The 14,854-nt window shown below is 67.5% G+C and carries 9 protein-coding genes; all 9 read left to right on the forward strand.

All coding sequences use genetic code 11. The annotated features are described in order from the left end of the window. Positions 1-89 precede the first annotated feature (89 nt). The gene (gene aceE / locus ACJ7Z0_RS01795; RefSeq protein ID WP_434788395.1) at positions 90-2,762 is read left to right on the forward strand and encodes a pyruvate dehydrogenase (acetyl-transferring), homodimeric type; all 2,673 of its coding nucleotides are present in this window, start codon (positions 90-92) and stop codon (positions 2,760-2,762) included. Between the two features lie 16 nt (positions 2,763-2,778). Continuing rightward, the gene (locus ACJ7Z0_RS01800) at positions 2,779-4,386 is read left to right on the forward strand and encodes a dihydrolipoyllysine-residue acetyltransferase (RefSeq protein WP_434788396.1); all 1,608 of its coding nucleotides are present in this window, start codon (positions 2,779-2,781) and stop codon (positions 4,384-4,386) included. Positions 4,387-4,398: 12 nt separating this feature from the next. Further along, the gene (gene lpdA, locus ACJ7Z0_RS01805; protein WP_434788397.1) at positions 4,399-6,198 is read left to right on the forward strand and encodes a dihydrolipoyl dehydrogenase; all 1,800 of its coding nucleotides are present in this window, start codon (positions 4,399-4,401) and stop codon (positions 6,196-6,198) included. A gap of 8 nt (positions 6,199-6,206) precedes the next feature. Continuing rightward, a complete protein-coding gene (locus ACJ7Z0_RS01810; protein WP_434788398.1) occupies positions 6,207-7,001 on the forward strand; it encodes an alpha/beta fold hydrolase in 795 nt (264 codons plus the stop codon). Positions 7,002-7,019: 18 nt separating this feature from the next. Further along, a complete protein-coding gene (locus tag ACJ7Z0_RS01815; protein ID WP_434788399.1) occupies positions 7,020-9,305 on the forward strand; it encodes an NADP-dependent malic enzyme in 2,286 nt (761 codons plus the stop codon). Between the two features lie 75 nt (positions 9,306-9,380). Further along, positions 9,381-10,724: a dicarboxylate/amino acid:cation symporter gene (locus tag ACJ7Z0_RS01820; RefSeq protein ID WP_434788400.1), complete on the forward strand. Its 1,344-nt coding sequence runs from the start codon at positions 9,381-9,383 to the stop codon at positions 10,722-10,724. 31 nt (positions 10,725-10,755) lie between these two features. Beyond that, a complete protein-coding gene (locus ACJ7Z0_RS01825) occupies positions 10,756-12,090 on the forward strand; it encodes an NAD(P)/FAD-dependent oxidoreductase (RefSeq protein WP_434788401.1) in 1,335 nt (444 codons plus the stop codon). Positions 12,091-12,102: 12 nt separating this feature from the next. Next, entirely contained in the window at positions 12,103-13,572 is a 1,470-nt protein-coding gene (locus ACJ7Z0_RS01830; RefSeq protein ID WP_434788402.1) for a PHA/PHB synthase family protein, read from the forward strand. 48 nt (positions 13,573-13,620) lie between these two features. Then, entirely contained in the window at positions 13,621-14,805 is a 1,185-nt protein-coding gene (locus tag ACJ7Z0_RS01835; RefSeq protein WP_431121409.1) for an acetyl-CoA C-acetyltransferase, read from the forward strand. Positions 14,806-14,854: the final 49 nt, after the last annotated feature.

Genomic DNA, 14,854 nt, shown 5'->3' on the forward strand with positions numbered 1-14,854 from the left:
GTTGCGCCGCGTGGCACATCGATTGCTGTGTACCAAGGCCGGCCGCATCGCCCGATGCGGCTTTCGGCCACGACACAGGAGACAAACCGATGAGCACCATGGGTGACCTTGACCCCACGGAAACTGGCGAGTGGATCGATGCGCTCGGCGCGGTTCAACAACACCGCGGCAGCGAGCGTACGAACTTTCTGTTGAATCGCCTGGTCGATCAGGGCCGCCGCGATGGGGTGTACGTGCCCCGCTCGCTGAACACGGCGTACAAGAACACCATCCCGCCCGAGCAGGAAGAAAAATCCCCCGGCAACCGCGAGATCGAGCACCGCCTGCGCTCGATCATCCGCTGGAACGCGATGGCGATCATCCTGCGCGCCAACAAGGACTCGTCGGAACTCGGCGGCCACATCGCGAGCTTCCAGTCGGCGGCCACTCTCTACGACATCGGCTTTGGCCACTTCTGGCATGCGGCCACCGACACGCACGGCGGCGACCTGCTGTTCATCCAGGGCCACAGCTCGCCCGGCATCTATGCGCGCGCTTTTCTCGAAGGGCGCCTGAGCGAGCAGCAGTTGCTCAACTACCGCCAGGAGTCCGAGGGCGGCGGCATCCCGTCGTATCCGCACCCCTGGCTCATGCCCGACTTCTGGCAGTTCCCCACCGTGTCGATGGGGCTCGGCCCGCTGATGGCGATCTACCAGGCGCGCTTTCTCAAGTACCTGCATGGCCGGGGTCTGGCCGACACGGCGCCGCGCAAGGTCTGGGCCTTCATGGGCGATGGCGAGATGGACGAGCCCGAATCGCTCGGCGCCATCTCGCTCGCGGGCCGCGAGAGTCTGGACAACCTCGTGTTCGTCATCAACTGCAACCTGCAGCGCCTCGATGGCCCGGTGCGCGGCAACGGCAAGATCGTGCAGGAACTCGAGAGCGTGTTCCGTGGGGCAGGCTGGAACGTCATCAAGGTGCTCTGGGGCAGCGGCTGGGACGCGCTGCTCGCCAAGGACAAGAGCGGCAAGCTGCTGCAGCGCATGGAAGAGTGCGTGGACGGCGAGTACCAGGACTTCAAGAGCAAGAGCGGCGCCTACGTGCGCGAGCACTTCTTCGGCAAGTACGACGAGACGAAGGCGCTGGTCGCCGACATGAGCGACGACGAGATCTGGGGCCTCACGCGCGGCGGCCACGACCCCGAGAAGGTGTTTGCCGCGTATGCCGCGGCCGTCAAGCACAAGGGCCAGCCCACGCTGATCCTGCCCAAGACAGTGAAGGGCTACGGCATGGGCGAATCGGGCGAAGGCCAGATGATCGCGCACCAGGCCAAGAAGATGACGCAGGACGCGCTGCGCGGTTTCCGCGACCGCTTCCAGATTCCGGTGTCCGATGAAGAGCTGCCCAACGTGCCCTTCATCCAGCTGGCCGAAGACAGCCCCGAGATGAAGTACCTGCGCGAGCGCCGCGCCGCGCTCGGCGGCTACCTGCCGCAGCGCCGCCGCAAGTCGACCGCGCTCGAGATTCCGCCGCTGGCCACCTTCGAGCGCCTGCTCAAGGACACCGGCGAGCGCGAAATTTCCACCACCATGGCCTTCGTGCAGATGCTCGGCACGCTGGTGCGGGACAAGGCCATCGGCAAGCACGTGGTGCCTATCGTGCCCGACGAGTCGCGCACCTTCGGCATGGAAGGCATGTTCCGCCAACTGGGCATCTGGTCCTCGCTCGGCCAGCTCTACAAGCCGCAGGACGCCGACCAGCTCATGTACTACCGCGAGTCGAAGGACGGGCAGGTGCTGCAGGAAGGCATCAACGAGGGCGGCGCGATGTCCAGCTGGATCGTCGCGGCCACCTCGTACAGCACGAACAACGTGCCGATGATCCCGTTCTACATCTACTACTCAATGTTCGGCCTGCAGCGCGTGGGCGACCTGGCCTGGCTGGCCGGCGACATGCGTGCGCGCGGCTTCCTCTTGGGCGGCACCGCGGGGCGCACCACGCTCAACGGCGAAGGCCTGCAGCACGAGGACGGCCACAGCCACATCCTGGCCGGCACCATTCCGAACTGCGTCTCGTACGACCCGACCTTCGCCTACGAGGTGGTGACCATCGTGCGCGACGGCATGCGCCGCATGTATGCCGAGCAGGAGGACGTGTACTACTACATCACCCTCATGAACGAGAACTACACCCACCCCGGCATGCCCGAGGGCAGCGAAGCAGGGATTCTCAAGGGGCTCTATCAATTGAGCGACGGCGGCAAGACGCCCAAGAAGGGCCACCGCGTGCAGCTCATGGGCAGCGGCACCATCCTGCGCGAGGTGATGTTCGCGGCCGAGCTGCTGAAGAGCGACTTCGGCATTGCCGCCGACGTGTGGAGCGCCACCAGCTACAACGAGCTGCGCCGCGACGGCATGGCCGCCGAGCGCTGGAGCCGGCTGCACCCGACCGAGCCGGCGCGCAAGAGCCACGTCGAGCAATGCCTCGAAGGCCACGACGGCCCGGTCATCGCGGCCACCGACTACATGCGCAACTACGCCGACCAGGTGCGCGAGTACGTGCAGGCCGCGGGCCGGCGCTACACCGTGCTGGGCACCGACGGCTTCGGCCGCAGCGACTACCGCCGCAAGCTGCGCCGCTTCTTCGAGGTCGACCGCTGGCACGTGGCCGTGGCCGCGCTCAAGGCGCTGGCCGACGACGGCGTGATCAAGCACGCGGTGGTGGCCGAGGCCATCGCGAAGTACGGGCTCGATGCCGAGCGCGCCGCCCCCTGGACCGTCTGAGGCAAGGCAGCAAAACATGAGCAACGCAATCGACATCAAGGTTCCCGACATCGGCGACTTCAGCGACGTGCCGGTCATCGAAATCTTCGTGAAGCCCGGCGACACGGTGAAGGCCGAAGACCCGCTGGTCTCGCTCGAATCCGACAAGGCGACGATGGAGGTGCCCGCGCCGCGCGGCGGGGTGGTCGAGTCCATCTCGGTGAAGCTGGGCGACAAGGTCAGCGAAGGCAGCGTCATCATGACGTTCAAGGCCGAGGGCGGCGCTGCCGCTGCGCCCGCGCCCACCGAACCCGCCAAGCCCAGCGTGAGCGCCGCGCCTGCGGCCACCAGCGCGCCGGCCGGCATCGCCGAGGTGCGCGTGCCCGATATCGGCGACTTCAAGGACGTGCCGGTCATCGAGATCTTCGTGAAGGTCGGCGACACGGTGAAAGCCGAAGACCCGATCGTCTCGCTCGAATCCGACAAGGCGACGATGGACGTGCCGGCGCCGCTGTCGGGCGTGGTGACGGCCATCGGTATCAAGATCGGGGACAAGGTGAGCGAGGGGTCGGTGATTCTTTCGCTCGCTACGGGCGATGCGCCTGTGGTGGGGGGTGCGCCCTCACCCCAACCCTCTCCCGCGAGCGGGAGAGGGAGTGATGCAGCAGCGGCGGTGTCGCCTGCCGGCAATGCGGAGGTCGAAGCGGGCTTCGCACTCGCCTACGCTGGCCCTGCCGTGCGCAAACTCGCACGCGAACTCGCCGTGGACCTCGGCAAGGTCAAGGGCACCGGCGACCACGGCCGCATCGTGCGCACCGACGTCGAGGCCTTCGCGAAGGACGGTGGTGTATCTGCCGCTCCGGCCGCGTCCAAGGCTGCATCCGCTCCCGCGGGCGGTGGCGTTGGTGGCATCGACCTGTTGCCCTGGCCCAAGGTCGACTTCGCCAAGTTCGGCCCGACCGAGCGAAAAGAACTGTCACGCATCAAGAAGATCAGCGCCGCCAACCTGCACCGCAACTGGGTCGTCATTCCGCACGTGACGACGCACGACGAGGCCGACATCACCGACCTTGAGCCGTTCCGCGTGCAGATGAACAAGGAGCTGGAAAAGTCGGGCGTCAAGATCAGCATGCTGCCCTTCATGATGAAGGCGGCCGTCGCCGCGCTGAAGAAGTTCCCGGAGTTCAACGCCAGCCTCGACGGCGACGCCCTGGTGCTCAAGAACTACTGGCACATCGGCTTTGCGGCCGACACGCCCAACGGGCTCATGGTGCCGGTGATCCGCGACGTCGACAAGAAGACCGTGCCCGACATCGCCAAGGAGATGGGCGAGCTTGCCAAGCTCGCGCGCGACGGCAAGCTCAAGCCCGACCAGATGTCGGGCGGCACCTTCACCATCAGCTCGCTGGGCGGCATCGGCGGCATCTACTTCACGCCGATCATCAATGCGCCCGAGGTCGCCATCATGGGCGTGTGCAAGAGCTACTGGAAGCAGCACTCCAGCGACGGCAAGACCTACACCTCGCGCCTCACCCTGCCGCTGTCCCTCTCATGGGACCACCGCGTGATCGACGGCGCCGCCGCTGCGCGCTTCAACGTCTATTTCGCCAACGTGCTCGCCGACCTGCGGCGCGTGCTGTTCTGAAGGAAGCTCCCAATGGCACACATGGTGGAAGTCAAGGTCCCGGACATCGGCGAATTCAAGGATGTCGCGGTCATCGAACTGCTGGTCAAGCCCGGCGAGGTCATCGCGGTCGATACCGGGTTGATCATGGTGGAGTCCGACAAGGCCTCGATGGAGATTCCGTCGAGCCATGCGGGGACGGTGAAGGAACTGAAGATCGGGCTCGGCGACAAGGTCAGCGAAGGCTCGGTGATCCTCGTCATCGAAACGGCTGCTGCTGCTGCCTCCCCTCTCCCGCTTGCGGGAGAGGGGCCGGGGGTGAGGGCGGCGGCCGCACCCTCACCCCAACCCTCTCCCGCAAGCGGGAGAGGGAGCGAGGCAGCGCCTGCGCCCGTGGCCGGCAGCTACACCGGCAAGGCCGACATCGAATGCGAAGTGCTCGTGCTCGGCGCCGGCCCCGGCGGCTACTCGGCCGCCTTCCGCAGCGCGGACCTCGGCATGAAGACCGTGCTGGTCGAACGCTACGCCACGCTCGGTGGCGTGTGCCTCAACGTGGGCTGCATCCCCTCGAAGGCGCTGCTGCACACGGCCGGCGTGATGGACGAGGTGAAGCTGCTCGCCAAGCACGGCATCAAGTACACCGCGCCTGAAGTCGACATCGACGCGCTGCGCGGCTTCAAGGACGGCGTCATCAAGAAGCTCACCGGTGGCCTGGCCGGCATGGCGAAGGCGCGCAAGGTCGAGGTGGTCACCGGTGTCGGCAGCTTCCTCGATGCCTATCACCTCGAAGTGGTGGGCGAGGGCGGCGCGAAGAAGGTGGTGAAGTTCGCCAAGGCCATCATCGCCGCTGGCTCCCAGGCCGTGAAGCTGCCCTTCATGCCGGAGGACGAACGCGTCGTCGACTCCACCGGTGCGCTGCTGCTCAAGGGAATTCCCAAGCGCATGCTGGTGATCGGCGGCGGCATCATCGGCCTGGAAATGGCCACGGTGTATTCGACGCTGGGCACGCGCATCGACGTGGTCGAAATGCTCGACGGCCTGATGCAGGGCGCCGACCGCGACCTCGTCAAGGTGTGGGAGAAGTTCAACGCGCCGCGCTTCGACAACGTGATGCTCAAGACGAAGACCGTCGGTGCCAAAGCCACCAAGGCCGGCATCGAGGTCAGCTTCGAAGGCGAGAAGGCGCCTTCGGCCCCGCAGGTCTATGACCTGGTGCTGGTGGCCGTGGGCCGCAGCCCCAACGGCAAGAAGATCGCGGCCGACAAGGCCGGCGTGGCCGTCACCGACCGCGGCTTCATCGACGTCGACAAGCAGATGCGCACCAACGTGCCCCACATCTTCGCCATCGGCGACATCGTGGGCCAGCCCATGCTCGCCCACAAGGCGGTGCACGAGGCGCACGTGGCGGCCGAGGCGGCGCACGGCGAGGCGTCGTTCTTCGATGCGCGGCAGATTCCCTCGGTGGCCTACACCGACCCCGAGGTGGCCTGGGCCGGCAAGACGGAAGAGCAGTGCAAAGCCGAGGGCCTGAAGATCGGCAAGGCCGTGTTCCCCTGGGCCGCATCAGGCCGCGCCATCGCCAACGGGCGCGACGAGGGCTTCACCAAGCTGCTGTTCGACGAGGCCACGCACCGCATCGTCGGCGGCGGCATCGTCGGCACGCATGCGGGCGACCTGATCAGCGAAGTGTGCCTGGCCATCGAGATGGGCTGCGAGCCCTCCGACATCGGCAAGACCATCCATCCGCATCCGACGCTCGGCGAATCGATCGGCATGGCGGCCGAGGTCTTCGAAGGGCATTGCACCGACCTGCCCCCGGTGAAGAAGAAGTAGGCCCCGCCATGCCGCTCGCACTGTCTTTCGAGGCCCTGGGATCGGGACCCGCGGTGGTGATCCTGCACGGCCTGTTCGGCGCGGGGCGCAACTGGAAGCAGGTTGCCGAGGCGCTGGCCGCGGACCACCGCGTCTACCTGCCCGACGCCCGCAACCATGGCGCCTCGCCGTGGGCCGAATCGATGTCGTATGTGGAGATGGCGGGCGACGTGCTGGCGCTGATCGAGCGCGAGCAATTGCAGCGGCCCTTCGTGATCGGCCACAGCATGGGCGGCAAGACCGCGATGGCGCTGGCGCTCTCGCACCCCGAAGCCATCGGCGGCATCGCCGTGATCGACATCGCCCCCGAGAGCTACGCCGACCAGTTCTCGTCGTACGTGTCGGCCATGCGCAGTCTCGAGGTGGCGAGTGCCACCAGCCGCCGCGAAATCCAGCAGGCGCTGGCCGACAGCCTCGGCGCCGACGCGCCGGTCGACTTCTTGATGCAGAACCTGCGCCGGCAGAACGACCGCTTCGACTGGCGGCTCAACCTGCTCGCCACGGGCCTGTGCATGCGTGAGCTTTGCAGCTTTCCCGACGCGCTGCGCGAAGCGCGCTACGACGGCCCCGCGCTCTTCGTCCACGGCGCGGAGTCCGGCTACGTGCGGCCTTCGTCGCTCGCCGGCATCCGTGCGCTGTTCCCGCACGCGGGGACCGAACGCATCGCCGACGCCGGGCACTGGGTCCACGCCGACCAGCCCGCGGCGCTGCTGTGCGGTCTGCGCGACTGGCTGGCCGATGCCGGCGCGGCCACCCCTTACTGACTTTCCCACGGAGACACCATGTCCGACGAAAAACTGCGCGAAGCCGCCCTCGACTACCACCGCTTTCCCACGCCGGGCAAGATCTCGGTGAACCCGACCAAGCCGATGGCCACGCAGCGCGACCTCGCGCTCGCGTACTCGCCCGGCGTGGCCGAGGCCTGCATGGAGATCGTGCGCGACCCGGCCGAGGCGATGAACCTCACCTCGCGCGCCAACCTCGTGGCCGTCATCACCAATGGCACCGCCGTGCTGGGCCTGGGCAACATCGGCGCGCTGGCCGGCAAGCCGGTGATGGAAGGCAAGGCCTGCCTGTTCAAGAAGTTCGCCGGCATCGACGTGTTCGACATCGAGCTCGACGAGAGCGACCCCGACGCGCTGATCGACACCATCGCGCGCATGGAGCCCACCTTCGGCGGCATCAACCTGGAAGACATCAAGGCGCCCGAGTGCTTCTACATCGAGAAGAAGCTGCGCGAGCGCATGAAGATCCCGGTCTTTCATGACGACCAGCACGGCACCGCCATCGTCGCGGCTGCAGCCATCCTCAATGCGCTGCGGCATGTGAAGAAGGACATCCGCGAAGTGAAGCTGGTGGCCTCGGGCGCCGGTGCGGCGGCGCTGGCCTGCCTCGACCTGATCGTGAGCCTGGGCCTGCCGATGCATAGCATCTTCGTGTCCGACAGCGCGGGCGTGGTCTACACCGGCCGCAAGGAGCAGATGGACCCGAACAAGGCCCGCTACGCGCAGGACACCTCGGCGCGCAAGCTGGCCGACGTGATCGCCGGCGCCGACATCTTCCTCGGCCTCTCGGCCGGCGGTGTGCTCAAGCCCGAGATGGTGAAGGAGATGGCGCGCGATCCGATCATCCTCGCCATGGCCAACCCGACACCGGAAATCCTGCCGGAAGACGCGCTGGCCGTGCGGCCCGACGCCATCCTCGGTACCGGCCGGTCGGACTATCCGAACCAGGTCAACAACGTCCTGTGCTTCCCGTTCATCTTCCGCGGTGCGCTCGACGTGGGCGCGACCACCATCAACGAAGAGATGAAGCTCGCCGCGGTGCGCGCGATCGCCGAGCTCGCGCATGCCGAGATCCCCGAGGTGGTGGCGCAGGCCTACGGCGCGGTCGGTCTGCGCTTCGGCCGCGACTACCTGATTCCCAAGCCCTTCGACCCGCGCCTGATCGAGTTCGTCGCACCCGCGGTGGCGCAGGCCGCGGCGGACAGCGGCGTGGCGACGCGGCCCATCGCCGACATGAAGGCCTACCGCCAGCGCCTGTCGCAGTTCGTCTACCAGTCGGGCAGCAGCATGCAGCCGCTGTTCGCCGCGGCCAAGCAGGCGCCCAAGCGCGTGGTCTACGCCGAGGGCGAGGACGAGCGCGTGCTGCGCGCCGCGCAGGTGGTGGTCGACGAAGGCCTGGCGCGCCCGCTGCTGCTGGGCCGCCCCGAGGTGATTGCCGAGCGCATCGCGCAGTACGGCCTGCGCCTCACGCTCGGCACCGACTGCGAGGCCGTCGACCTGCTCGACCCCGCCGTGTACGGCGATGCGGCCGAGGCCTACTACCAGCTCAAGCGCCGCGACGGCGTCTCGCGCCTGGTGGCGCAGACCGAGATGCGCAGCCGCGGCACGCTGCTTGCGGCGATGCTGGTGCGCCAGGGCCGCGCCGACGCCATGCTGTGCGGCACGCTCGGTAGCTACGGCGACCACCTGCGCCATGTGCGCGACGTGATCGGCCTGCGCCCCGGCACCAAGACCATGGCCGCCATGCAGATGCTGATGCTGCCCGGGCGCCAGCTCTTCATCTGCGACACGCACGTCAACCGCGACCCCGATGCCGCGCAGATCGCCGAGATCGCGCTGCTCGCGGCCGAAGAGGTGCGCCGCTTCGGCGTGACGCCGAGCGTCGCACTGCTGTCGCACTCGAACTTCGGCGGCTCGGACGCGGCCTCGGCCGTGAAGATGCGCGAGGCACTCGCGCTCATCAAGGCGAGCGACCCGCAGCTTGCGGTGGAAGGCGAGATGCGCGGCGACGCGGCTCTGTCGAAGACCATCCTCGACCACGAGTTTCCGGACTCGGCGCTGGAGACCGAGGCCAACGTGCTCATCATGCCCAACGTCGATGCGGCCAACATCTCATACAACCTGCTGCGCGTGGCGGCCGGCAGCGGCATCACGGTGGGCGGCATCCTGCTGGGCGCGGCGCGCTCGGTGCACATCCTCACGCCGTCGTCCACGGTGCGCCGCATCGTCAACATGACGGCGCTGGCGGTGGTCGATGCCAACTCGCACCGCAACGCGGCCTGACGGCGGCACGGCCATGAGCCGGCCCAAGCCCGGCAGGTGCATGCCGCCGGCGTCTGAAATTTTCTAGGAGATATCGTGGACCACCAAGTCGTACCCAAGCCCTTTTACAAGTCCCTGTACTTCCAGGTCATCACGGCCATCGTGCTCGGGGTGCTGCTGGGGCATTTCTATCCCGACACCGGCGCATCGATGAAGCCGCTCGGCGACGGTTTCATCAAGCTCATCAAGATGATCATCGCGCCGATCATCTTCTGCACCGTGGTGGTCGGCATCGCGGGCATGGAAGACATGAAGAAGGTCGGCAAGACCGGCGGCCTCGCGCTCCTGTACTTCGAGATCGTGAGCAGCGTTGCGCTGGTGGTGGGCCTCGTGATCATCAACATCGTGCGGCCCGGCGCCGGCATGAACGTCGACGTGAGCCAGCTCGACGCCAAGAGCGTCGCGGCCTACACCGGCCCGGGCAAGATGCAGAGCACCACCGACTTCCTGCTCAACGTGATCCCGAACACGGTGGTCGACGCCTTCGCCAAGGGCGAGATCCTGCAGGTGCTGCTGATCGCCGTGATGTTCGGCTTTGCGCTGCACAAGTTCGGCGGCCGCGGCACGCTGGTGTTCGACGTGATCGAGAAGGGCTCGCACGTGCTCTTCGTGATCGTGGGCTACATCATGAAGGTCGCGCCCATCGGCGCCTTCGGTGCCATGGCCTTCACCATCGGCAAATACGGCGTGAGTTCGCTGCTGCAGCTTGGCCAGCTGATGGCCACCTTCTACGCCACCTGCCTGTTCTTCATCTTCGTGGTGCTGGGGCTGATTGCGCGCGCGCACGGATTCAGCATCTGGAAGTTCATCAAGTACATCAAGGAAGAGCTGCTGATCGTGCTGGGCACCTCGTCGAGCGAATCGGTGCTGCCGCGCATGATGGCCAAGCTGGAGAACCTGGGCGCGAAGAAGTCGGTGGTCGGCCTGGTGGTGCCCACGGGCTACTCGTTCAACCTCGACGGCACTTCCATCTACCTGACCATGGCGGCCGTGTTCATCGCGCAGGCGACCAACACCGAAATGTCCCTCACCCAGCAGCTCACGCTGTTGGCGGTGCTGCTGCTCACCTCGAAGGGGGCAGCGGGCGTCACGGGCAGCGGCTTCATCGTGCTGGCGGCCACCCTCTCGGCCGTGGGGCACGTGCCGGTGGCCGGCCTCGCGCTCATCCTCGGCATCGACCGCTTCATGTCGGAAGCCCGCGCGCTCACCAACCTGATCGGCAACGGCGTGGCCACGGTCGTGGTCGCCAAGTGGACCAATGACCTGGACACCGTGCGCATGAGGCGCATCCTGGACAACGAGACGGAGGCCGAGGCCGACTCGCCCGAGGCGGTGCTGGACAAGGTCGAGACCCACATGCCTGTGGCCCAGCCCCGCTGAAGCATCTCATGCCTGTACGGAGCAGCCAACCATGAACAGCCCCGTGCAGAAGCACCGAGTCGTCATCGTGGGTGGCGGAGCCGGCGGCCTGGAGCTGGCGACGCGCCTCGGCGACACGCTGGGCAAGCGCGGCCGTGCGGACATCACGCTGATCGACAAGAACCGCACGCACGTCTGGAAGCCCAAGCTGCACGAGATCGCCGCGGGCAGCATGGACCTGAGCGCGCACGAAGTGGACTACCTCGCGCAGGCGCACTGGCATGGCTTCCGCTTCCGGCTCGGCGAGCTCACCGGCATCGACCGCGAGCGGCGCGAGGTGCAGGTGGCGCCCTACATGGACGACGAGGGCCGGCTGGTCACGCCGGCGCGTGCCTTCGGCTACGACACGCTGGTGATTTCCATCGGCAGCCTCAGCAACGACTTCGGCACGCCCGGCGTGCGCGAGCATGCGCTGCGGCTCGAATCGAAGGCGGACGCCCAGCGCTTTCACCAGCGCATGGTCAATGCCTGCATCCGCGCGCACGCGCAGACCGCGCCGCTGCGGCCGGAGCAGCTGCACGTGGCCATCATCGGCGCGGGCGCCACCGGCGTGGAGCTGGCGGCGGAGCTGCACCGCACCACGCGCGAAGTGGTCGCCTACGGGCTGGATCGCGTGGACGCCGAGAAGGACATCCAGGTCAGCGTGATCGAGGCCGCCGACCGCGTGCTGCCCGCGCTGCCCGCGCGCATGTCGGCCGCCACCGAGGCGCTGCTGCGCAAGCTGGGCGTGGACGTGCACACCTCTGCCAAGGTGGCCGAGGTGCTGCCCGAGGGCGTTCGCCTGGCCGATGGCCGCGTGCTGCCGGCCGAGCTGGTGGTGTGGGCCGCGGGTGTGAAGGCGGCCGATTTCATGAAGGACATCGCGGGGCTGGAAACCAACCGCAGCAACCAGCTCGCGGTGCTGCCGACCTTGCAGACCACGCGCGATGCCGACGTCTTCGCGATCGGCGACTGCGCCGCCTGCGACTGGCCCGAGGCCAACGGCGGCAAGGGCGGCCTGGTGCCGCCGCGCGCGCAGGCGGCGCACCAGCAGGCCTCGCATGTTGCGGCGCAGATCCGCCGGCGCATGGCGGGCAAGGCGCTCAAGCCCTATCGCTACCGCGACTTCGGCTCGCTGGTGTCACTCGGCGAGTACAGCACCGTCGGCAACATGATGGGCGGCCTGATCGGCGGGAACCTGATGATCGAAGGGCTGTTCGCGCGCCTCATGTACGTGTCGCTCTACAAGATGCACGAGCTGGCGCTGCACGGCATCGTCAAGGTTTCGCTCGACACGCTCGCACGCCTCATCACGCGGCGCACCGAACCTCACGTCAAGCTGCATTGAGCAGTCACGGCCATGACCCAACCTTCTTACGGATTCGACGCGGCCTCGTGGTTGCAAGCCTGGCAGCAGGGGCTGTCGCAGGGCCACCAGCAGTTTGGTGCGCTGATGCGCAGCGCGCTGGAGGTCGCACCGCTGGACGCGCGCGGCAAGGCGCAGATGGATTTCGCGCTGCGCCAGGTGATCGACGCCATCAACCCGGCCAACGGCCTGGCGACCAACCCCGAGGCGATGCAGGCCGCGCTCGACTCGGGCGGTGCAAGCCTGTTCGAAGGCGTGCGTCTCTTTTTCGCGGACGTGGCGAAAGGCCGCATCTCGATGTCGGACGACGAAGCCTTCGAGGTCGGCCGCAATGTCGCGACCAGCCTGGGCGGCGTGGTGTTCGAGAACGAGCTGATGCAGCTCGTGCAGTACACGCCGTCCACGGCCAAGGTGCACAGGCGGCCGCTGGTGATCGTGCCGCCCTGCATCAACAAGTTCTACATCCTCGACCTGCAGCCTGCGAATTCGCTGGTCGCGTATGCCGTTGAACAGGGCCACACGGTGTTCCTGGTGTCGTGGCGCAACGTGTCCGCCGAGCAGGGCCACCTGGGCTGGGACGACTATGTCCAGCAAGGCGTGCTCCAGGCACTCGACGTTGCGCGCGGCATCGCCCGCTCCGACAAGGTCAACACGCTGGGTTTTTGCATCGGCGGCACGCTGCTGGGCAGCGCGCTCGCAGTGGCCGCTGCACGCGGCGAGAAGCCGGCCGCCAGCGTCACGCTCCTGACCGCGATGCTCGACTTCTCGGACACCGGCGAGCTGGGCCTGATGGTGGACGAGGCCATGGTCGCGACCCGCGAGGCCACCATCGGCCGCGGCGGCCTCATGAAGGGCCGCGAGCTCGCGACCGTGTTTGCCGCGCTGCGCGCCAACGACCTGATCTGGCCCTACGTGGTCAACGGCTACCTCAAGGGCAAGGCGCCGCCGGCCTTCGACCTGCTGTTCTGGAACGGCGACGACACCAATCTGCCGGGGCCGATGTACTGCTGGTACCTGCGCAACACCTACCTGGAAAACAAGCTGCGCGAGCCTGGCGGCACGGTGCAGTGCGGCGTGCCGGTGGACCTGTCGCGCATCGACGCACCGGCCTTCGTGTATGCCTCGCGCGACGACCACATCGTGCCGTGGAAGACCGCCTATGCCGGCACGGCGCTGCTCGGCGGCAAGACGCGCTTCGTGCTCGGCGCGAGCGGCCACATCGCGGGCGTGATCAACCCGCCCGCGAAGAAGAAGCGCAACCACTGGGTCGGCGATCTTGCCTCGGACGCGAGTGCCTGGCTCGAGGGCGCACAAAGCATCGACGGCAGCTGGTGGCCCGCGTGGAGCGACTGGCTCGGCACGCACGGCGGCGCGAAGGTCGCTACGCGCCGCGAGCTGGGCAGCGCGGATTTCCCCGTCATCGAGCCCGCGCCCGGGCGCTATGTCAAAGCCAAGGCGGCCTGAATCCGGCTGCCCTCATTCCCTTCACATCAACCCCCAAAGGAGACTCTCATGTCAGACGATATCGTGATCGTGGCCGCGCAACGCACGGCGGTCGGCAAGTTCGGCGGCGCACTCGCCGGCACGGCCGCGCCCGAGCTGGGCGCGCATGTGGTGAAGGGCCTGCTCGAGAAGGCCGGGGTGCCGGGCGATGCGGTGTCCGAGGTGATCATGGGCCAGGTGCTCGCGGCCGGTGCGGGGCAGAATCCGGCGCGCCAGACGGTCATCAAGGCGGGGCTGCCGATTGGCGTGCCGGGCCTCACCATCAACAAGGTCTGCGGCTCCGGCCTCAAGGCCGTGATGCTGGCGGCGCAGGCCGTGAAGTGCGGCGACGCCGAGATCGTGGTGGCCGGCGGCCAGGAGAACATGAGCGCCGCGCCGCACGTGCTGCCCAACTCGCGCAACGGCCAGCGCATGGGCGACTGGAAGCTGGTCGACACCATGATCGTGGATGGCCTGTGGGACGTCTACAACCAGTACCACATGGGCACCACGGCCGAGAACGTGGCGAAGAAGTACGGCATCACGCGCGAGATGCAGGACGCGCTTGCGCTGGCCTCGCAGCAGAAGGCCGCGGCCGCGCAGGACGCCGGTCGCTTCGACGACGAAATTCTTCCGTTCAGCATCGCGCAGAAGAAGGGCGATCCGATCGTCTTCTCGGCCGACGAGTTCGTGAACCGCAAGACCAATGCCGACGCGCTCGCAGGATTGCGCCCGGCCTTCGACAAGACCGGCTCGGTGACGGCCGGCAATGCCTCGGGCCTGAACGACGGCGCGGCCGCGGTGCTGGTGATGTCGGCCTCGCGCGCCGCCGCGCTCGGCCTGCAGCCGCTGGCGGTGATCCGCGCCTATGCGAGCGCCGGCCTGGATCCGTCGCTCATGGGCATGGGCCCGGTACCCGCCTCGCAGCTGGCGCTCAAGAAAGCCGGCTGGAAGGCGCAGGACCTCGACCTGATGGAGATCAACGAAGCCTTCGCGGCACAAGCCTGCGCCGTGAACCGCGAGATGGAATGGGACACGAGCCGTATCAACGTGAACGGCGGCGCCATTGCCATCGGCCATCCCATCGGCGCCTCGGGCTGCCGCGTGCTGGTGACGCTGCTGCACGAGATGCGCCGCCGCGGCGCCAACAAGGGCCTTGCGTCGCTATGCATCGGCGGCGGCATGGGCGTGGCGCTGGCTGTTGAACGCGCTTGAACGCGCCTGAACGAATTTCTTTCCTGTCACACACAACGCACCTAGGAGC

It is taken from the genome of Variovorax palleresanus, from assembly GCF_051144945.1.
Taxonomy (GTDB): domain Bacteria; phylum Pseudomonadota; class Gammaproteobacteria; order Burkholderiales; family Burkholderiaceae_C; genus Variovorax; species Variovorax paradoxus_S.